The organism is Pseudokordiimonas caeni, assembly GCF_026719705.1.
Taxonomy (GTDB): Bacteria; Pseudomonadota; Alphaproteobacteria; order Sphingomonadales; family Kordiimonadaceae; genus Gimibacter; species Gimibacter caeni.
The window spans coordinates 226038-245275 of record NZ_JAPPRR010000002.1 but is presented as its reverse complement, the minus strand read 5'-3'; the positions used below and the strand labels follow the sequence as shown (position 1 = coordinate 245275).

The 19238-nt window shown below is 61.6% G+C and carries 17 protein-coding genes; 12 read left to right on the top strand and 5 right to left on the bottom strand.

The genetic code is table 11. The features are described from left to right. Positions 1–120: 120 nt before the first annotated feature. The 3 genes from OU694_RS09835 (at position 121) to OU694_RS09825 (ending at position 2417) form a co-directional block, all read left to right on the top strand. Entirely contained in the window at positions 121–1218 is a 1098-nt protein-coding gene (locus OU694_RS09835; RefSeq protein WP_373460319.1) for an NAD(P)H-dependent flavin oxidoreductase, read from the top strand. A gap of 226 nt (positions 1219–1444) precedes the next feature. After that, positions 1445–2170 carry an SDR family NAD(P)-dependent oxidoreductase gene (locus tag OU694_RS09830; RefSeq protein ID WP_308910827.1) on the top strand — a complete coding sequence of 242 codons (726 nt, stop codon included), beginning with the start codon at positions 1445–1447 and terminating at the stop codon, positions 2168–2170. 22 nt (positions 2171–2192) lie between these two features. Then, positions 2193–2417, top strand: a complete 225-nt coding sequence (locus OU694_RS09825) for a tautomerase family protein (RefSeq protein WP_308910826.1) — start codon at positions 2193–2195, stop codon at positions 2415–2417. A gap of 33 nt (positions 2418–2450) precedes the next feature. On the opposite strand, the gene OU694_RS09820 is transcribed toward OU694_RS09825, so the two are convergent. Continuing rightward, the gene (locus tag OU694_RS09820) at positions 2451–3395 is read right to left on the bottom strand and encodes a LysR family transcriptional regulator (protein ID WP_308910825.1); all 945 of its coding nucleotides are present in this window, start codon (positions 3393–3395) and stop codon (positions 2451–2453) included. 197 nt (positions 3396–3592) lie between these two features. On the opposite strand from OU694_RS09820, the gene OU694_RS09815 reads away from it, so the two are divergent. The 5 genes from OU694_RS09815 (at position 3593) to OU694_RS09795 (ending at position 10578) form a co-directional block, all read left to right on the top strand. Beyond that, complete coding sequence (locus tag OU694_RS09815; RefSeq protein WP_308910824.1) at positions 3593–4111, top strand: RNA polymerase sigma factor; 519 nt, start codon at positions 3593–3595, stop codon at positions 4109–4111. 114 nt (positions 4112–4225) lie between these two features. Beyond that, on the top strand, positions 4226–5176 hold the full coding sequence (locus OU694_RS09810) for a FecR family protein (protein WP_308910823.1): 951 nt from the start codon (positions 4226–4228) through the stop codon (positions 5174–5176). A gap of 108 nt (positions 5177–5284) precedes the next feature. Then, positions 5285–8077 carry a TonB-dependent receptor gene (locus OU694_RS09805; RefSeq protein ID WP_308910822.1) on the top strand — a complete coding sequence of 931 codons (2793 nt, stop codon included), beginning with the start codon at positions 5285–5287 and terminating at the stop codon, positions 8075–8077. 65 nt (positions 8078–8142) lie between these two features. Then, the gene (locus OU694_RS09800; protein WP_308910821.1) at positions 8143–9627 is read left to right on the top strand and encodes a CehA/McbA family metallohydrolase; all 1485 of its coding nucleotides are present in this window, start codon (positions 8143–8145) and stop codon (positions 9625–9627) included. A 138-nt stretch (positions 9628–9765) separates the two neighbouring features. After that, positions 9766–10578 carry a ferredoxin--NADP reductase gene (locus OU694_RS09795; protein ID WP_308910820.1) on the top strand — a complete coding sequence of 271 codons (813 nt, stop codon included), beginning with the start codon at positions 9766–9768 and terminating at the stop codon, positions 10576–10578. Positions 10579–10581: 3 nt separating this feature from the next. On the opposite strand, the gene OU694_RS09790 is transcribed toward OU694_RS09795, so the two are convergent. Beyond that, positions 10582–11505, bottom strand: a complete 924-nt coding sequence (locus OU694_RS09790) for an AraC family transcriptional regulator (protein ID WP_308910819.1) — start codon at positions 11503–11505, stop codon at positions 10582–10584. Between the two features lie 156 nt (positions 11506–11661). Between OU694_RS09790 and OU694_RS09785 the strand changes: the two genes are divergently transcribed. Then, positions 11662–12444, top strand: coding sequence for an SDR family NAD(P)-dependent oxidoreductase (locus tag OU694_RS09785; protein ID WP_308910818.1), 783 nt, complete (start codon positions 11662–11664; stop codon positions 12442–12444). Positions 12445–12599: 155 nt separating this feature from the next. Beyond that, on the top strand, positions 12600–13436 hold the full coding sequence (locus OU694_RS09780) for an aldo/keto reductase (RefSeq protein WP_308910817.1): 837 nt from the start codon (positions 12600–12602) through the stop codon (positions 13434–13436). Positions 13437–13446: 10 nt separating this feature from the next. On the opposite strand, the gene OU694_RS09775 is transcribed toward OU694_RS09780, so the two are convergent. Beyond that, positions 13447–14298 (bottom strand): LysR family transcriptional regulator, encoded by an 852-nt coding sequence (locus OU694_RS09775; protein ID WP_308910816.1) that lies wholly within the window; start codon positions 14296–14298, stop codon positions 13447–13449. 133 nt (positions 14299–14431) lie between these two features. Between OU694_RS09775 and OU694_RS09770 the strand changes: the two genes are divergently transcribed. Continuing rightward, positions 14432–15421 carry a zinc-dependent alcohol dehydrogenase family protein gene (locus OU694_RS09770; protein ID WP_373460351.1) on the top strand — a complete coding sequence of 330 codons (990 nt, stop codon included), beginning with the start codon at positions 14432–14434 and terminating at the stop codon, positions 15419–15421. 144 nt (positions 15422–15565) lie between these two features. Here the strand turns inward: OU694_RS09770 and OU694_RS09765 are convergent, their stop codons facing one another. After that, positions 15566–16351, bottom strand: coding sequence for an SDR family NAD(P)-dependent oxidoreductase (locus tag OU694_RS09765; protein WP_308910814.1), 786 nt, complete (start codon positions 16349–16351; stop codon positions 15566–15568). 55 nt (positions 16352–16406) lie between these two features. Beyond that, positions 16407–17513, bottom strand: coding sequence for an HlyD family secretion protein (locus tag OU694_RS09760; RefSeq protein WP_308910813.1), 1107 nt, complete (start codon positions 17511–17513; stop codon positions 16407–16409). An 88-nt stretch (positions 17514–17601) separates the two neighbouring features. Between OU694_RS09760 and OU694_RS09755 the strand changes: the two genes are divergently transcribed. After that, complete coding sequence (locus OU694_RS09755) at positions 17602–19215, top strand: DHA2 family efflux MFS transporter permease subunit (RefSeq protein ID WP_308910812.1); 1614 nt, start codon at positions 17602–17604, stop codon at positions 19213–19215. The last annotated feature ends 23 nt before the right edge of the window (positions 19216–19238 follow it).

Here is a 19238-nt window from a genome sequence, read left to right as displayed (position 1 = left end):
CTTGTGTGGCCGAAACGCAATTGCGGGCAGCGCAAGAGTCAATTGCGCGTTACCCCCGTTCATGACAGCGGGGGCTTCGGCTATCCTCGTCGCGACATGCCTGAATTTATGGAGCTCGTCATGCCTGTTGCAGGAAACCCAGACCTATCATCAGTGCGCAGCCGGATCGCTGCCTTTTCGGCGCGCTACGGCTTGCAAGTGCCGGTCCTGGAAGCGCCAATGGCAGGCATCTGCCCGGTGGGGCGCGCCATAGCCATTGCCAGGGCCGGTGGCATGGGCGCGATGGGAGCGGTGTTGACCCCGGCTGCCGGTATTACCGACTGGGTCTCTGAATTCCGTGCCGAGGCAGGGGACGCGCCGTTGCAGCTCAATCTCTGGATTCCGGGCCCAGCACCCCAGCGCAGCCCAGAAGAGGAGGCCGCCATGTGTACCTTCCTTGCCGGTTGGGGGCCGGCGGTCGATGCGGCGGCAGGCGATTTCAGGCCACCCGACTTTGACGCGCAGAAAGAGGCGCTCATCGCGGCGCGCCCCACCGCTGTTTCCTCGATCATGGGCCTCTTTGATGCGGACTATGTCCAGCGGCTGAAGACGGCCGGCATTGCCTGGTTTGCCACAGCGACCTCGCTTGGTGAGGCCCTTGAAGCAGAAGCTGCAGGAGCCGATGCCGTCATCGCGCAGGGGATAGAGGCGGGCGGCCACCGCGGCACGTTTGATGCCGCGAAAGCAGAAAGTACGGGAGTCGGCCTGATGGCGCTGGTGCCCCAGCTGGCCGACCGGCTTTCGGTGCCGATAATCGCGGCTGGCGGCATTGCTGACGGGCGCGGTATAGCCGCTGCCCTGACCCTTGGTGCCAGTGCCGTGCAGGTTGGCACCGCCTTTCTCCATACACCGGAATCACAGACCCCGCCTGCGTGGCGCGATGCCCTCGGGCAGTTGTCCCCGGAGGATACGATTGTGACTCGTGCCTTCAGTGGCCGCGCCGGGCGCGGCATTCGTAATCGCTATGTCGAGGCGCTGTCGGCACCGGGCGCGCCCGCCGTGCCGCCCTATCCGGTCCAGCGCGGGCTGACAGCTGCCATGCGGTCTGCGGCCGTGAAGGCGGACGACCTTGATGCCATGCAGGCTTGGGCCGGGCAGGCGGCAGCCTTTGGTACAACGGCCGGTGCGGCCGACCTCGTCACCTCCCTCTGGAAAGGGGCGGATGCACTGCTGCCCTGACCCTGTCTTCGCGATATCCAGGGGAATGCCGTCCTTCGGGGCGGCCTCTGTCGTTTCAAGGCTATAGTATTGCACAATACGCAAGAGTGACTTGTCATCGTCGCCAATTCTGCCGTTTGACGAAAGTGATTATCTTCCTTCTAGCGGACAACAAGCCGCGTTCGTCAGTCCGTCTTCGGGGCGGTACGACGTTCGGAACACATGTTCATAACGAAAGGAACGGATCATGACAGCTACCAGTAAAGTCGCCATCGTCACCGGCGCATCGCAAGGGATCGGGGCCGCCCTCGTCAAGGCCTATCGTGCCAAGGGCTACCGGGTGGTCGCCAACTCGCGCTCCATCACTGCAGACACCTTTGCAGGCGACGCCGGTGTTGTCACGGTCGACGGCAGCATTGGCGAACGCGGCACTGCCGAGCGAATTGTGGCCACTGCGGTCGAGGCATTCGGGCGGGTGGATACGCTGGTGAACAATGCGGGCATATTTATTGCCAAGCCATTCACCGACTATACGGCTGAGGATTTTGCGGCCAAAGTCGCCACGAACACGGCCGGCTTCTTCTTCACAAGTCAGCTCGCCATCGCCCAGATGCTGAAGCAAGGCACCCCCGGCCATGTGGTGAATATCACCACGACGCTTGTCGACCAGCCGATCAACGGGGTGCCGTCGGTGCTTGCATCGCTGACCAAAGGCGGGATCGATGCGGCTACCCGCAGTATCGCCATCGAATATGCCGCCCTCGGTATCCGGGCAAACAATGTGGCACCGGGGATCATCAAGACGCCGATGCACACGCCTGAGACCCACAGCACGTTTGCCAGCCTGCACCCGGTCGGTCGCATGGGTGAAATCAGCGAAATTGTCGATGCGGTTCTCTATCTCGAAGACGCGACATTCGTCACCGGTGAAACCCTCCATGTGGATGGCGGCCAGCACGCCGGCCACTGGTAAGCCCCCTCGAAGGAGACATCCAATGCCCTATATCAATGTGAAATTCACCAAAGGAAGCGCCACGCAAGAGCAGAAGGCGAAGATCATTGAAGGCGTATCGAACGTGCTGCGCGACGTGATCGACAAGGACCCTGCCGCCACCTTCGTGGTGATAGACGAAGTCCTGCATGAAGACTGGGGTGTCGGCGGCCTGCCCGTGCTCGACTATTGGCGGAAGACTGGCAAGTCGGCCTCCGTGAAGAAATAGGGGTCTAGAAAACCTGTTGTCCGGCGCGGCTCCTTATGGGGCTGCGCCGGATGCTTTTGTGTTGCTGCACGCCACCCCACGGCGGGCGAATTCTTCCTTCAGAAGCGGTACCGCGAAATCGACAAAGGCCCGCACTTTCGGCATCGACAGGCGCCCAGCGGGCATCACCAGATGCACGGGCCGGGGTGTGGCTTCATGGTCGTCCAGAATGGTCTTCAGCCGTCCATCACGCAACGCATCAGCCACCTGATAGGACATGACCATGGCAATGCCGTGCCCTTCGGTGGCGGAGGCAATGGCCGCGTCCATCGTGTTCACCATCAGACGCGGGTGGATTGGCACCTTGTGGGAGCCTGAACCGTTCGCAGTCGGGAAGGTCCAGCCGTCATGGCCGAAGGCCGACATCGGAATGCAGCGGTGGCTGGTAAGGTCGGCAGGCGTCAGGACCGGCGGGTTCGCCGCGAGATAATCTGGCGACGCGACAAGGATGCGGCGCACCTCGCCCACCTTCACTGCAATCAGGCTCGAGTCCGGCAGGTGCGCGATCCGGAGCGCGATATCGACGCCTTCTTCCACCACATTGACGATGCGGTCGAGCTGGATGAACTGTACCCGCACATCCGGGTAGATATCGAGATACGTGTCGATGATCGGCCGCAGGATCTGGTTCCCGCTCAGGATCGTGGAGGTGATGGTGAGAAGGCCACGGGGTGCGGCCTTCTCGCCGGCAGCTTCAATATCGGCTTCCTCAAGATCATTCAGCACCCGGCGGCAGGCTGCCGCGTAGCGCTCGCCCGCTTCGGTCAGCCGGATCGAACGGGTGGTCCGGTGCAACAGTTGAATGCCGACGTGATTTTCAAGGAAGGTAATTGCGCGGGTTATCGCTGCAGGAGACCGGTTCAGGCGGCGGCCGGCCCCGGCGAGGCTACCCTCATCGAGGGCGGTGACGAAGATGCGCATGGCATCGATACGGTCCATGAGGCAGCTCCTGGCAGGCGATGGTCCGATCAATTTGGTAGCAAGGGCCGAAGGCACAGGCCAGCCCAAATCGGGCGTTGGCCTGCCCGGATGACACACTTGCGTAACATAGGCTCCCTAAGACGGCCTTGGAGACTAAAAAAGCGCGCTGGCCAAAGCCGCGCGCCACAGGGTGGGACGGGACAGCGAAGAATGCGGTGTCCGGGTCACGGAGCGACATGGCGGACAACAGCTATTCGAGGCTGGTTCAGGACCTCAGCGGCGAGGAAAGCCGCCTGCGCGCTTTCATCGCGCGGGGGGTAAAGGATCCTCATGCCGCCGCCGATATCTATCAGGAAATCTGGGTTCGGCTCCTGGGTCGCGCCCACGAGGACAAGGTGGAAACCCCGGTGGCCTATGCCTACCGCGTGGCGAAGAATCTGATGAATGATTTCTACCGCATGGCCAAGGCCGCCCACGGCGAGGTGACGGAAGCGATTCCGGCGGAGGCCCCCTTGCAGGATCGGGTCTTCTTGTCGAAGCAGCGCCTGCAGCAGCTGCATGACACGCTCGAATCCATGCCGCCGCTCAGGCGCGAGGTCTTTGTGCGCCGCCGCCTGATGGGGCATAGCCACCAGACGATCGCGAGCGACCTGGGGCTAACCATCACCGCGACCGAAAAGCATGTGGGCCGCGCCCTTTCGACGCTTTATCAAGCGCTGGAGGACGGTGAATAATGACCTTCCGGGTGAAGCAATATCTGGTAGAATCACGGCAATCCGGATCGGAAGCCTCTAAGCGCGGCGGCCATTCCGGCGCAAATAGCCCGAGAAACCGGACCTGACTTTCTGATGACGCACCAGCCCCAAAAATTGTCGTCCGAGCTTCTGGACGAAGCCGCCATGTGGGTCGCCCGCACGGAGGCCGGCACGCATGGTGCGGCAGTTGAAGCCGCCCTTCAGGACTGGCTCGCCAAAGATCCGGCGCACGCCGAGGCCTTCCGGCGCATGAAAGGCTTCTGGAAGTCGGACACGCTGGATGCCCTGACGCCTGCCCATGCACGCGCCCGGCGCCCGGTGTGGCGGAACCCGCTCGCGTGGGCGGCCCCCATCGCGGCCGCCATCGCGCTTTTCCTGCTGTTGCCTTCGGGCGAAATGGCACCCCTGTATGAGGCGAGCTTCGCGACCGAAATCGCCCAGACGAACGAAGCGACGCTACCCGATGGTACAGTGGTTTCGATGAATGCAGCGACCAGCATGCGTGTGACCATCGATGACGAAGGCCGCCACGCTGACCTCGCGTCCGGCGAGGCCTTTTTCGATGTGGCGCACGATGAAGACCATCCCTTCACGGTGACAAGCGGCACGGCGCAAATCAGGGTACTTGGCACCAGTTTCAACGTCAATCGCTTCTCGGGCCACAGCGAGCTTGCGGTTTTCACCGGCAGAGTAGAGGTCACAGCACTCGATAACCCGGCGGCCCATGTGGTGATCCGGCCGGGGCAGGCGGTTGCGATCTGGCCGGGGCAGATCAAGCGCCTGCCGGACTTTGACACGGCAGGAGACCTGACGTGGCGTCAGGACTGGCTCGATGCCCGCGAAATACGGCTTTCCGACATGCTGGAGCATATCAACCGCTATGCCCGCGTGCCGGTGCAGCTCGCGGACGACGACCTTGCCTCGCTTACGGTTGCCGGGCGCTTCCGCCTCAGCCAGCCCGAAGAGACGCTCGCCATGCTTTCGGCCATCTATGACCTGCGGATCGAAGGGCGCGATGGCTACCGGCTTCTGACCGGTTCCTGAAACGTCACAAAAACTTAACTGTCCGGTTCACCCGCTGTCTTCCGTCTTCTTTACGTGTTCGCCCTGAAACGGGTGGCGCCCAGCACGTAAAACCCCACGGAGACGAAAATGCGAAAAATTACCCTCAACCTCCTGCTCACAAGCGCGCTCGCGCTGAGCTTCAGCCCGGCCTACGCCCTTCAGGCGGCCGAGGAAACCGCAGTTTTTGAACGCACCATCACGGTTGATATCAATGCCCAGCCGCTTGATCAGGCGATCCGTGCCTTTTCGCGGCAGGCCGATGTGCAGGTGCTGGTGAACCCCGCCCTCGTGAAAGCCAAAACGGCCCCCGCCGTGAAAGGTGAGTTCACGACGGTCGAGGCATTCGAAGCCCTACTCGCCGGCAGCGGCCTGACGTTTGAGAAAGTCGGCGGCGGCTTCGTGCTCCGCGCCGGTAAAGCCCGCCCGCGCACAGCGGCCGACAGCCGCGTTGACGGCATGCCGGCTGCCATATCCGGTGGAGGCCTCGCGTTTGAGGAAATTGTCGTCACCGGCCGCGCCGGCGTCGGCGGCCTCCGCAAGGTGGAAACGAGCTATGCGATGACGACGCTTGGCGGCGAGCAGCTTCGCGAGACCGGCCCCCTCAGCACCGCTGACATGCTGAAGTCGGTGCCTGGTTTCTGGGTCGAGGCATCGGGCGGCGAGGCCAGCAACAACATCCGTGTGCGCGGTATCCCGCGCGACGGCTATTCGTCCGTTTCTCTGCAGGAAGACGGTGTCGCCCTGCAGCACGATGGCGGCCTAGGCTATCTGAACGCCGACCAGTCGTTCCGTTTCGATGAAACCATCGAACGGGTGGAAGTGGTGCGTGGCGGCCCGGCGCCGATTTTTTCCTCGAACGCCCCGGGCGGTATCGTCAACTTCATTACCCGCCGCCCTGTCGACGAAGCCGAAGGCGTCGTCAAGGTCGAGGTCGGCGACTATAACCACCAGCGCGTCGATCTTTACTATGGCGCCCCGATCGGCAACGGCTGGTACATGTCGGCTGGTGGTTTCTTCCGCGTCAGCGATGGTGTGCGCGATCCCGGCTTTCGCGCCAACGAAGGCGGCCAGTTTCGCTTCGCCGTCGGCCGCGACTTTGAAAAGGGTCGCTTCGACCTGAATATCAAGCATCTGGATGACACAGTCGCCTTCTACCTGCCGGTGCCGCTGACCTACGACGCAGACGGCAATGTGGCGGGTATTCCGGGGTTTGACCCGAATTATGGCACGCTCGCCGGGCCCGACAACGCAAACGTCATGCTGCGCAATGTCTATGAGCCCTATTTCTTCGATCTCACCAAGGGCAGCCACACCAAGCTGACGCAGATTACCGCCAACCTTGAACTTGAGGTGATGGACGACTGGCAGCTGAAGAACGGCTTCCGCTACCGCGATTCCAAAACGCTCCGGAACGGTCTTTTCCCCACGGGTAATGTGACGAAGGCCAGCGACCAGCTGAATGCAGTGCGCGGTGCGGCCCTTGCCTCCTTCGCTGGTGCGACTGATGTGGAATATCGCTATGCCAGTGACCCGAACGCGTCTTTCGATGTGGCAAACCAAAATGGCAATGGCCTTGTGGTGGGCGGCAACCTCCTGTCGGTCAGCGTGCCTTTGGAAGAAGTGATCGACGACATCCGCCTGTCGCGCGCGTTCGAGATGGGTACGCAAACCCACAATATCTCGCTCGGTGCCTATCTTGCCGACGTGAACTTCCGCTTCGACCGCTATATGAGCACGTCGCTTCTCGAAGTGCGCGATCAGGCCCGCCGGCTTGATATCGTGGCGGTGAATGATACGGGCGATGTGGTTGGCAGCGTCACCGAGAACGGCTTCCTGCGCCATGGTTCGCTGTACGACAATAACCGCATGCACCAGCAGACCTACGCCTTCTACGCGTCGGACGAATGGCAGGTGAATGACAAGCTCAGGATCGATCTTGGCGCCCGCTACGAGAAGATCCAGATCGACGGTTCCGTGGAAAACGAAACGACGGTCAATCTGGGCGACGCCACCACGCTTGCGGATGATGCCATCTTCACCGGCACCGGCGTTTACACCGATGTCGACAAGGCCTTCGACGGCTGGGCCTGGACGGCGGGCGTCAACTATCAGTTCAGCGACGCGGTGGGCGCCTTTGCCCGCTATACAGACAGCTTCCGCCTGCCGAACGGTTCCACCTATACCGGCAACCCGAACCGCGAAGGCGTGGTTGTGGAAGGCACCAAGATGGCCGAGGTTGGCCTTAAATGGACCGACGAGAAGTTCGACCTGTATCTGACCGGCTTCTATTCGGTGTTCGACGGCCTGCAGTTCACGACGAACGTGTTTGACAGCGTTAAAAACGAATTCATTCAGCAGTTCGGCTTTGCCGACACCGAAACCTACGGCATCGAGGCAGAAGGCATCATCATGCCGGTTGAATGGTTCGATCTCGGCTTCAGCGCCACCTTCCAGAAGCCCGAATATTCAAAATTCGATTTCGAGGAAGTGGTGAACGGCGAACTGGTGCCCCGCTCCTTCAGCGGCCAGCAGCTCATCCGCGTGCCGGAAATGATGGTGCGTCTGTCGCCAGGTATCAACCTGATGGATGGCCGCGTGCGGGCGCAGATGGATATCAGCCACTTCTCGAAACGCTATGCCGATGTGGCGAACACGGTGGAACTGGCGGCCTACACCACTATTGACGCCAACCTGCGCTTTGATGTGGCCGATGGCTTCAGCGTCTATGCACAGGCGACGAACCTCACGAACTCGCTGGGCCTCACCGAGGGCAACCCGCGCGCGGGTGAGTTCATCGGCGGCAATCCGGGCGCTGAATTCTATCTCGGCCGGCCACTCCTTGGCCGCACCTTCCGGGTTTCGGTCGCCTACAAGTTCTAGGTTCCCTGCACTCATGGGTGTGCTGCTGCGGGCGGCACACCTCCTTTTCGACATGAGGAAACCCGATGATGATCCATATCCTATGCCGCACCCTCTTCATGATCCTTGCCTGCAGCCTGCCAGTGCGGGCGGTGGATGGATTGCTGCAGTCGCTTGATCTCAAGGGCAGCATCACGGGGGAAGATCATCAATCCTATGTCGAGCTGCCGTTCGAGGTGCCAGCGGGTGCCGAACGGCTCACCGTCAGTTTCAGCTATTCTGGCCGCGAGGATCGCACCACCATCGACCTTGGCCTTGTCGGCCCCGATGGCCTTGTGGGGTGGAGCGGCGGCAACAAGGCGAGCTTCACGGTTGCGGCGACGGACGCGACGCCCTCCTATTTCGCTGCCCCCGTCAAAGCCGGGCGCTGGGCGCTGCTTCTGGGTGTGCCGAACATCCGCGGCGGGGTGTCCTCGGCTTATGAAGCGCGGGTCGATATTTACGGTGCTGCGGATGCGGGCCTCGCCTTCTCGGTACGTGACGATAGCGGCGCTGCCGGCTGGTACAGGGGCGACCTGCACAGCCATTCGGGCCACAGCGACGGATCGTGCGCCAGCAAGGCGGGCAAGCGTGTGCCGTGCCCGGTCTTCCGCACCTTCGAGGCGGCAACCGCAGCGGGCCTCGATTTCTTCGCCCTCAGCGAACACAATACCGCGTCGCATGCGCGTGCGCTGCGCGACCTTGGCGGCTACTACGACACACTGACCCTGTTGCCAGCGCGCGAGATCACCACTTTTTACGGCCATATGAATGTGTTCGGCACATTCGCACCGCTTGATTTCAAGCTTACGAACGGGGGCGAGCGCATCAAAGCGCTGATCGATGCCGCACACAAGGCGGGTGGTCTTGTGTCGCTCAACCATCCGGGGCTGCCAAGCGGTGAGGATTGCATGGGTTGCGGCTGGGTCGCGAAAGATACCGACTTTTCGAAGGTCGATGCCATCGAGGTGATCAATGGCGGCACGCTCCGCCACACCGGGGGCATGGTCGAACATCCCCGCTCGGGTATCCTCTTCTGGGAGGCGCGGCTCAATGAGGGCCACCGGATGACCGCGATCGGCGGCAGCGATAATCACGACCCCGATATCGCACCCGGCAGCCCCGGCGCCATCGCCATGCCGACAACGGTAGTGCATGCAAAGGGCAGGGATGCTGCCGCGATTCTCGGTGGCATCCGCAAGGGGCGGGTGTTTGTGGACGCTTCCGGCATGGCGGATTCCATTCTCGATCTCGCCCTGCAGGTGGGCGGGCACACGTTTGTGATGGGTGAGGTGGCCCCTTTCACACCGTCGGTGACGCTTTCCGTGACGGTGAAATCAGCAAGCGGTGGCCGCATCCAGATTATTGAAAACGGGACCGAAACGAAATCCGCATCTATTGATAAAAATGACCTTCACACGCTGAGCATGGACCATGTTTTGGGGCCTGATACCACATGGGTCAGGGCCAATGTGCGGGATGCTGAAGGACGCCTTGTTCTGGTTGGTAATCCAATCTATCTGGCCCATTAAGTATAAACATCCCGCCAAGGGCTTGCCATGTCCCCCCTATATCCGTTACCTCCACCATCAGCCTGATCTTTATTGTTGAGAGTTATTATCAATTGCAATAAACACGGGCAGTCAGTTCACGTTGTTCGGAGACGCCCGATGAATTTGAATGTCGACCTTAAAGCACGCTCGAGCTCGGCCCCGACCGAGGAGACGGTTCTGTCCGTGACCCACTGGACGGATTTCCTTTTCTCCTTCCGGATCACCCGGCCGCAGGGCTTCCGCTTCCGGTCCGGCGAATTCGTCATGCTCGGGCTCGCTGGCGAGGGCGAGAATGCCAAGCCGCTGATGCGCGCCTATTCGATCGCCAGCCCCAACTGGGACGAGGAGATGGAATTCTTCTCGATCAAGGTGCCTGATGGCCCGCTGACCTCGCGCCTGCAGAAGATCCAGCCGGGCGATACCGTGCTTCTGGGGCGCAAGCCCGTGGGCACGCTCGTCATGGATGCGCTGAAACCCGGCCGTAACCTCTATCTCTTCTCCACCGGTACCGGTTTCGCCCCGTTCGCGAGCGTCATTCGCGACCCCGAAACCTATGAGAAGTTCGAGAAGGTGATCGTGACCCATACCTGCCGCGAAGTGGCCGAGCTTGACTATGGCAAGACCCTTGTCCGCGAACTGCAGGAGCACGAATATCTCGGCGAGATGGTCGAAGGCCGGCTTTTCTATTTCGACAGCGTGACCCGCGAGACCTATCCGCGCATGGGCCGCATTACGAGCTTCATCCAGTCGGGTGACCTTTATAAGGAACTCGGCCTGCCGCAGCTTGACCCGGCGATTGACCGCGCGATGATCTGCGGCTCGATGGACATGCTGAAAGACACCAAGGCGCTGATGGAAGCCGCCGGCCTTGAAGAAGGCTCGAACGCTTCGCCCGGCGAATTTGTCGTCGAACGCGCCTTCGTCGGCTAGGCCTCAGGCGGCCCGCCCGCCCGCGTGCGCAGCTGCATCTGACGGCTGCGCCAACCCTTCCCGCACTGCCATCGCATCCTGTTTCGGCGAAATGCCGAAATGGCGGGTATATTCCCGGCTGAACTGCGACGTGCTCTCGTAGCCGACCTTGAAGGCGGCATGCGTGACGTTGGCGGCTTCGCACGTCATCAGGCGGCGGGCTTCGAGAAGCCTTAACTGCTTCTGGAACTGCAGCGGCGTCATCGAGGTCAGCGCCTTGAAATGCTGATGGAAGGATGATGCGCTCATGCAGGCGGTATCCGCCAGATCCTGGATGCGGATCGGCTGGTCATAATTGCTTTTCAGGGCATGGATCGCCTTGGCGATACGCTGGGTGTGGCCGGTCGTCAGCACCAGTCGGCGGATTTCATCGGCACCGGGGCCGGTCAGCAGCCAGTAATAAAGCTCGCGGGCAAGCGACGGATAGAGGACCGGCACGGCTTCGGGCCGCTCGAACAGCCGAATGAGCCGGGCAAGGCAATCCGCCACCGGGTCGCCCAGCTGATTGACAAGGATGCCAAGGCCGCCTTCGGTGAGGGGTGCCTCTTTCATCTCGATCTGGGTCATCACTTCGCGCATGATGCCGGCGTCCAGCTCCAGCGCCATGCCAAGATAGGGCGCCTTGGTGATGCCGCTGCGCGCCGGCAGGTCGATCCCCACAACCAGCATCTTGCCTTCCGAATATTCAAGGCTGCGGTCCGACAGGGTCACTTCCTTGGCGCCGCTCAGGATCACGCAAAGGGCGGGCTTGTACAGCACGTGGCGCGGCAGTGTTTGCACCCCGCATTTCATGAACACAAGGTCAGCGAGCGGCGTGGCGATCAACCCGTCTTCCGGCTGGTGGGGGGCGGTGAAGGCTTCGGCGGCTTCTCTGAGGGCTGCGAACATGACGGTTTCCTTTCAAGCATAAATTTACGGCCAATTAGCCTGCCTAACAATATGGTTTGCAGGATCAGGCAAGAAATTTCCGGTATCGGGCATGCGACGCCTTTCAGGGCGGGGCATAGTCACCCTCGACAACAGCCCCCAACAGGAGACAGCGACATGAACAAGAAAGAATTCCCCGTCCGCGCCCAGCGTATCGCCCTCATCACCGGCGGCAGCCGCGGGCTTGGCCGCAACACAGCGGTGAACCTGGCCGCCAAAGGCACCGACGTCATCTTCACCTATCATTCGAACAAAGCCGAAGCCGACAGTGCCGTGCGCGCTATCGAGGCCCTCGGTCGCAAGGCGGTCGCGCTGCAGCTGGATGTGGGCGATACGTCGAGCTTCAAGGGTTTCGCAGCCAGCGTGAAGGAGGCCCTCAAGGCCAACTGGGATACCGGCCAGTTCGACTATCTCGTCAATAATGCCGGTGCCGGTCATCATGCGTCTTTTGCAGAAACGACCGAGGAGGCGTTCGACCAGCTCGCGAACACCCATTTCAAGGGCACCTTCTTCCTGACGCAGACCCTGCTGCCGCTGATCGTCGACGGCGGCCGGATCATCAATATCTCGTCGGGCCTCGCGCGGTTCAGCATGCCGGGCTATGCGGCCTATGCCGCCATGAAGGGCGCCATCGAGGTGCTGACCCGTTATCTCGCAAAGGAACTGGGACCGCGCGGCATCGCCGTCAACACGGTGGCCCCCGGTGCTATCGAGACCGACTTTGGCGGTGGCGCGGTGCGCGACAATGCCGATCTCAACCAGCAGATCGCCTCGATCACGGCACTTGGCCGGGTCGGCCTGCCGGGCGATATCGGCCCGATGGTCGCTTCGCTCCTGTCCGACGACAATAACTGGATCACCGGCCAGCGCATCGAAGCCTCGGGCGGCATGTTCCTCTGACATTCACTTGTCAGCCAGCAGAAACGTCGGGTGGTGGTTGCACTGCCCGACGTTTTCTTGTGGTTCCCCAAGGGACGGGATAGTGGTCGACAAACATGGCCGGGAAGGGGTAAGCGGGAAGCATGCCTGAAGACACGTGATGGGAGATCGGTACGATGAAAATTGTTAACGCTAACGGCGCGGCGATCCCGGCGCTCGGGTTTGGCACCTACCGGATTCCGGGCCCCGATGTGCTGCGCATCGTGCCGCATGTGTTGTCGCTCGGGTACCGGCATATCGATACGGCGCAGATATACCGCAACGAGACCGAAACCGGCGAGGCGATCGCCTCGTCCGGCGTGCCGCGCGGCGACATCTTCCTCACGACCAAGGTATGGGTCACCAATTTCCGGCACGACGATTTTCTCCGCTCGGTGGATGAAAGCCTGGCCAAGCTGAAGACGGATTATGTCGACCTCCTGCTACTGCACTGGCCGAAGATCGATGAAGTGCCGATGGCCGACCAGATCGGCTCTCTCAACGAAGTCGCGAAGGCCGGCAAGGTGCGCCATATCGGCGTCAGCAATTATAACGCGGCGCTACTGAGGGAAGCCCATGCGATGTCGAACGCACCCCTTGTGACCAACCAGGTGGAATATCATCCCTATCTGGACCAGACTCGGGTGATTGCGGCGGCACGCGGCATCGGTTCGTCCGTGACCTCCTATTATGGCATGGCCGATGGCACGGTGGTGAAGGATCCGCTCCTCAAGGAGATCGGCGCGCGCCACGGCAAGTCGGCAGCCCAGGTGGCGCTGCGCTGGCTGGTGCAACAGGATGACGTGATCACGCTGTCGAAAACCGTGAGCGAAAGCCGCGCCGCTGAAAACCTTGCTATCTATGATTTCGAACTGACGGCAGAAGAGATGAAGGCCATCCACAGCCTTGCCCGCGCCAATGGCCGCATGAATGACCCGCACGACCTGCGCCCTGAATGGGACCCGATGGTCTGAGGGCGGCTGGCTAGGCCAACTGGCTGACGATCAGGTCGACCATGGCCCGCAATCTCGGCAGGCGCTTCAGGTCCCGGTGATAGCCGATCCAGGTATCACGGGAGGGCGGCGCTTCGCCGAGATCGAGCAACTCAATGCCCGGTGTCACGTCGCCAAGCGGGCGTGGCAACACGGCAATGCCGGTGCCAAGCGCGCAGAGGCGGGCCTGCACCTCCCTGTTGTTGCTGCGGGCGGCGATTGTTGCGTTCGGCAGCATACGTTCGATCCAGGCAACATCCGGCATTCCCCCAAAGGCTGTGTCCATCACCACAAGCGGGCAGCCAGTGCCATCGCCTGCGGTTACCACCTGCCAGCGGCCGGGAGTTGCATAAACGCCATAGCTTATGCTCATCAGGCGGCGGGAGATCACTTCGGGCTCGTCGAAGGGGGTGATCCGCATCACAAGGTCAGCCTCACGCCGGGACAGGCTGTAGAGCCGCGGATCGGTCAGCAGTTCCACAACGACGTTCGGGTGCTGTCGCTTGTAATCGGCAATCACCGGGGAAAGAAGGCTGACGCCGAACCAGTCCGAACAGGATAGCCGTAGCATTCCGTCCAGCCCGCCATCACTGGCTGAGAGTTCGCGGCGAAGGGCGTAGGCCTCTTCCTCCATCCTGACCGCGTGGGCATAAAGCGTTTCGCCCTCGTCGGTGAGCACGAAGCCGTCTTTTGTGCGCTGAAAGAGTGTCGCGCCGGTGGCTTCCTCCAGCGCGCGGAGGCGCCGACCCATCGTCGGCTGGGTTTGTCCCACCTTGCGGGCCGCCGCGCCGAGTGTGCCTTCGCGCGCGATGGCCAGAAAAATGGGAAGATCGCTCCAGTCCATGATGTGCTCCACGGCATGTCATGCATTTATGCATGATTTTCATGCAGTCTATATAATTTTCATGCATCAATATAGAGCGCACCCTTCATGCATTCGAAACACTGCTGAAGGAGTGAATGCCATGACTGCCAGAATACAAACCATGAAAGCCGCCCTTGTCGAGACGCAGGACGGGCCTTTCCGCCTTTTGGATATCCCGCGCCCTGTTGCCGGCCCCGGTCAAGTGCTGGTGCGCATCAAGGCAAGCGGAATCAATCCGCTGGACGCCAAGATCCGTGCCGCTGCTGCGGCCCATGCTCGTCAACCGCTGCCGGCGATCCTTGGCCTTGATATGGCGGGCGTTGTTGAAGCCGTTGGCGCAGGTGTAACCGCCTTCCGGCCCGGAGACGAGGTTTACGGCATGGTGGGCGGCGTTGGCGGCCATCAGGGAACGCTCGCCGAGTATGTAGCCGCGGATGCCCGGCTTCTGGCCCTGAAGCCGGCCAACCTGACCATGCGTGAAGCTGCCGTGATGCCGCTTGTTGCCATCACGGCCTGGGAAGGGCTGGTGGACCGCATGAAAGTGCAGGCCGGACAGACGCTCCTTGTACAAGGCGGCGCCGGCGGGGTCGGTCATATGGCCGTCCAGATTGGCCGCGCTTTCAGTGCCGATGTCTATGCCACCGCCGGTGCCAACAAGACCCATTATCTGCGTAGCATCGGCGCCACGCCGATCGATTATGCCGCTGAAACAGTTGACGAATATGTCGCCCGGCTGACCGGCGGGGCAGGGTTTGACCTTGTTTATGACACGGGCGGTGGCGCTATCCTTGACGACGCCTTCAAGGCCGTCAAAAAGTTCGGCCATGTCGCAAGCAGCCTCGGTTGGGGAAGCCATGCGCTGGCACCCCTTTCGTTCAAGGCGGCCACCTATTCCGGCGTGTTCACGTTGGCTCCTCTGCTGACTGGCGAAGGCGGGTCGGCGCACGGCGAAATCCTTAGGCGGGTCGCGGCCCTTGTCGAGACCGGCAAGCTGCTTCCCCGTCTCGATCCGCATCTCTACACGCTTGATACGGTGGCATTGGCCCATGAAGCGATGCTGAATGGCGCGGCTGTTGGCAAGATTGCTGTGGCAATCGAGTGATAGAAACGCAAACGGGGCAGCACGGATATGTGCTGCCCCGTTCACCTGGCCACAGGCCCACCCAGGGAAGACTGCGGCCAATGCAGAAGGGGAGGCGGCCGCAGATACTCGGAACCGGGTACTTGGAACGTCGGGTGGGTCAGGTCAAAGTCCGTAGCGCGGTGCGGGTTTCATATGTGAAAGATTGGGCTGCAGGGCGCGGCGGGCGGTCTCGTAAGCTTCGAAATCAGCGGGGTCCGGCAGCGACGGGATGGTGACGATCTCGCCCGCGTCAAGTCCGGCAAGCGACGCATCGACCATGTCGCCAACTTCCATCACCATATGGGCCGGGATGTCAGCCAGATCGTGGCCGGCACGTTCCCAGATTTCGGTACGGGTCACACCCGGCAGAACGGCCTGGACGGTCACGCCCTTGTCTTTCAGCTCCACCTGCAGCGCCTGCGTAAAGGACAGGACATAGGATTTGGTAGCGAGATAAGTGGGCTCGAATACTTCCTGCATGAAAGCGGTGACCGACCCGATATTGATGATCCGGCCATGGCCACGGGCGGCGAAGGCGCGGGCGGCTGCAGCCGAAAGGCGGGTCAGCGCCTTGATGTTCAGGTCGACAAGGGTGTCGAGCTGGTCGGGGTTGGCCGCATGGACGGGGCCGCCGCCGGCGATACCGGCATTGTTCACAAGCGTGGTGATGCTGGCGTCGGCAAGCAACAGGTCCGCCACCTTTTTCACATCGTCGGTGCGGGTGAGGTCGGCCACGACCACCGATACCGAAACACCGGTCTCGGCGGTCAGTTCAGCGGCGAGTGCCTCGAGGCGTTCCTTGTTACGGGCCACCAGGATCAGGTCTTCGCCGCGGCGGGCAAGGCGTTCTGCGTAGGTCTTGCCGATGCCGGACGAGGCACCGGTGATGAGGGATGTTTGACGGGTCATTTCGCTGTCTCCATTTTCTGGTTTGGGGAGGTTGGTCCGGTTCGGGGTTCAGGGTTTACTTGGCAACATGAACTTCAACATTGGCCGAAAGGCCGGGGCGGATATTGCGGCTGTCTATTGTCTCGGCGGATGCAAAGCGGATACGCACCGGGATGCGCTGGACAATCTTGGTGAAATTGCCCGAGCCCGGCTCGAACGGCAGCAGCGCGAACTGCGAGCCTGAGCCCGGCGCGAGGCTGTCGACATAGCCTTCGATGGGGGTGCCGCTCAGGGCGTCGATTTCGATTTCCACCTTCTGTCCGGGCTTCATCCGCTCGATCTGGGTTTCCTTGAAATAGGCGGTGACATAGCTTTCCCTGACCGGCACGACGGTGAGGAGCCGGGAGCCCGGTTGCACATAATCGCCGATATTGCCGTGACGGTTGGCGGCAACGCCGTCAGCGGGGGCATAGATCACGGTGTGATCCAGATCCTGCCGGGCGAGATCGACGGCGGCTTCGGCCTTCTTCACTTGCGCCTGCGCCTTGGCCAGCGCTGCTTCAAGGCTCGCACGCTTCGTTTGCACCACGCGGACCTTTTCGCGCGCAACACCCAGAAGTGCCTTGGCCTTCGCGACATTCTGTTCGGCGGTCACGGCTTCGGCGGTGGCGCTGTCCATGCGGCTGTGAGAGGCCCAGCCGGCGGCGACCAGTTTGGCATAGCGGCCATGCTCGGCATTGGCCCGGTCAAACTCGGCTTCGGTGGCCCTGACGGCGGTGCGGGTGGCAATTACTTCGGCGCCAGCGAGCTGCTCTTCGGCGTCAAGGCTCGCAAGTGCCGCCTGCGCTGCGGCTTCGACCGCGATGGCATCGCCAACATTGGCGCGGGCGTCAGCAAGGCGGGCTTCGAACTCTTCGGGGTCGATTTCAAACAGGGGGTCGCCAGCCTTTACGGGCCGGTTTTCCTCGACCAGTACTTTCGAGATGAAGCCGCGCACCCGCGGCGCGATCAGGCTGGCATCCACCTCCACATAAGCGTCGTCAGTAGCCTCATAGGCGCCGGGCAGGGCGATCCAGGCGGCACCGGCGAGCGCAGTGCCTGCCATGGCAAGGGCGGCGAGCAGGCCGCGCCGGGATTTCTTCGGGGCGGGCGCGTCTGCCGGAATTTCTGTCGTCTCGCTCATGATGCTTCGTCCTTTTGCTGTCGGGCTTGCATTTGTTATATGATGCATATAATATTATTATCGTAATTTAACAAGAGGGAAAATTCAGATGCCCTTCGAAACCGCCTCCCGGGTCACGACAGCGGCCCAGCTTGACGATCCGGCCACGATGGCCAAGTCACGGAAATTCCTGATTTTCGGGGTGATGGCCTTTGGCCAGTTCATGGCGCTTCTGGATATCCAGATTGTCGCAGCGTCCGTTAACGACATTCAGGCAGGGCTGCTTGCCGGCCCTGACGAGATCAGCTGGGTGCAGACCTCCTATCTGATGGCGGAGCTCGTGATGATTCCCTTCTCCGCCTTTCTGGCGCAGGCCTTGTCCACCCGCTGGCTGTTCGGGGTGTCGGCAGCGCTCTTCACCCTCTCAAGCATCCTTTGCGGGTTTGCCTGGAATATCGAATCGATGATCGCCTTTCGCGCCCTGCAGGGCTTCACGGGCGGCGCCATGATTCCGACCGTGTTCGCAACCGGCTTCACGCTATTCACGGGGACCGAGCGGGCAATGATCCCGGCCATCCTTGGCATCGTATCCGTGCTTGCGCCGGCGCTTGGCCCTACGGTGGGCGGGCTGATCACCGAACTGGCCGACTGGCGCTGGATATTCTTTGTGAATGTCCTGCCGGGCCTTGCCGTCACCATCGCGGTGGTGATGCTCCTGCGGATCGACCGACCGGATATCGGCATGCTGAAACGCATCGATTATATGCATCTCGTCGCCATGATCCTGTTTCTGGCGGGGCTCGAATATGTGCTGGAGGAAGGTCCGAAGAACGACTGGTTCAACGATACGACCATCGCCATCGGCGCGTGGCTCGCGATTGTGGGATTCTCCTTCTTCATCGAACGGGCCTTTTTCTCGAAAAGCCCGCTTGTGCAGCTGTCGCCCTTCAGAAGCTACAGTTTCGCCTTCGCCTGCGTGTTCAATCTGGTGATCGGCTTTGGACTTTATGCTTCGATCTATCTGGTGCCCCTGTATCTTGGCCGTATCCGCGGGTTTGACAGCCTTGAAATCGGCACCACGGTTTTCGTGGTCGGCATTTCGCAGGTGATCAGCACCATTCTGGCGGCCCGGCTGATCAATCATATCGACCGGCGCATTATCATCACGGTTGGCCTCGTCCTTTTTGCCTTCAGCATGGAACTGACAAGCAGCATGACCAGCGAATGGGGCTTTGCCGAACTTCTGGTGCCGCAGCTGATGCGCGGGCTTTCGATCATGCTCTGTATCGTGCCGAGCGTGAATATGGCGCTCGACGGTTTTGCAGGCGCCGAGCTTCGCCATGCCTCGGGGCTTTTCAACCTGATGCGTAACCTGGGCGGCGCCATCGGCATCGCGGTGACGACGACATGGCTGAATGATTTCACGAAGATCGAGGCCATGAAGATCGGCGAGGCGCTGGGGCTGAACGGCCAGAATGCGGCAGCGGCGGGTGAAGCTGCTGCCGCGCTCACCGCGCATGCGGCCGCCATTGTGAATGACCCGGCGATTGCCGGGCAGATGGCCACCGGCGTGCTCGGGCAACTGGTCCAGCGCGAGGCCGCGACCCTTGCTTTCAACGAGATTTTCGCGGTGATGGGGGTAATGTTCTTCCTTGCCCTTCTGATGGTGCCCTTCTCGGGGTCGCACCGGCCGGCGGCGAAGGCCCCGGTTGCCGAGCATTGATGACGGGCGCAGGACCGACTAGA

What these genes read in the sequence shown, in the direction of transcription:
- OU694_RS09835 (WP_373460319.1), top strand. Translation starts at nt 121, where the DNA reads ATGCCTGTTGCAGGAAACCCAGACCTATCATCAGTGCGCAGCCGGATC.
- OU694_RS09830 (WP_308910827.1), top strand. Translation starts at nt 1,445, where the DNA reads ATGACAGCTACCAGTAAAGTCGCCATCGTCACCGGCGCATCGCAAGGG.
- OU694_RS09825 (WP_308910826.1), top strand. Translation starts at nt 2,193, where the DNA reads ATGCCCTATATCAATGTGAAATTCACCAAAGGAAGCGCCACGCAAGAG.
- OU694_RS09820 (WP_308910825.1), bottom strand. Translation starts at nt 3,395, where the DNA reads ATGGACCGTATCGATGCCATGCGCATCTTCGTCACCGCCCTCGATGAG.
- OU694_RS09810 (WP_308910823.1), top strand. Translation starts at nt 4,226, where the DNA reads ATGACGCACCAGCCCCAAAAATTGTCGTCCGAGCTTCTGGACGAAGCC.
- OU694_RS09805 (WP_308910822.1), top strand. Translation starts at nt 5,285, where the DNA reads ATGCGAAAAATTACCCTCAACCTCCTGCTCACAAGCGCGCTCGCGCTG.
- OU694_RS09800 (WP_308910821.1), top strand. Translation starts at nt 8,143, where the DNA reads ATGATGATCCATATCCTATGCCGCACCCTCTTCATGATCCTTGCCTGC.
- OU694_RS09795 (WP_308910820.1), top strand. Translation starts at nt 9,766, where the DNA reads ATGAATTTGAATGTCGACCTTAAAGCACGCTCGAGCTCGGCCCCGACC.
- OU694_RS09790 (WP_308910819.1), bottom strand. Translation starts at nt 11,505, where the DNA reads ATGTTCGCAGCCCTCAGAGAAGCCGCCGAAGCCTTCACCGCCCCCCAC.
- OU694_RS09785 (WP_308910818.1), top strand. Translation starts at nt 11,662, where the DNA reads ATGAACAAGAAAGAATTCCCCGTCCGCGCCCAGCGTATCGCCCTCATC.
- OU694_RS09780 (WP_308910817.1), top strand. Translation starts at nt 12,600, where the DNA reads ATGAAAATTGTTAACGCTAACGGCGCGGCGATCCCGGCGCTCGGGTTT.
- OU694_RS09775 (WP_308910816.1), bottom strand. Translation starts at nt 14,298, where the DNA reads ATGGACTGGAGCGATCTTCCCATTTTTCTGGCCATCGCGCGCGAAGGC.
- OU694_RS09765 (WP_308910814.1), bottom strand. Translation starts at nt 16,351, where the DNA reads ATGACCCGTCAAACATCCCTCATCACCGGTGCCTCGTCCGGCATCGGC.
- OU694_RS09760 (WP_308910813.1), bottom strand. Translation starts at nt 17,513, where the DNA reads ATGAGCGAGACGACAGAAATTCCGGCAGACGCGCCCGCCCCGAAGAAA.
- OU694_RS09755 (WP_308910812.1), top strand. Translation starts at nt 17,602, where the DNA reads ATGCCCTTCGAAACCGCCTCCCGGGTCACGACAGCGGCCCAGCTTGAC.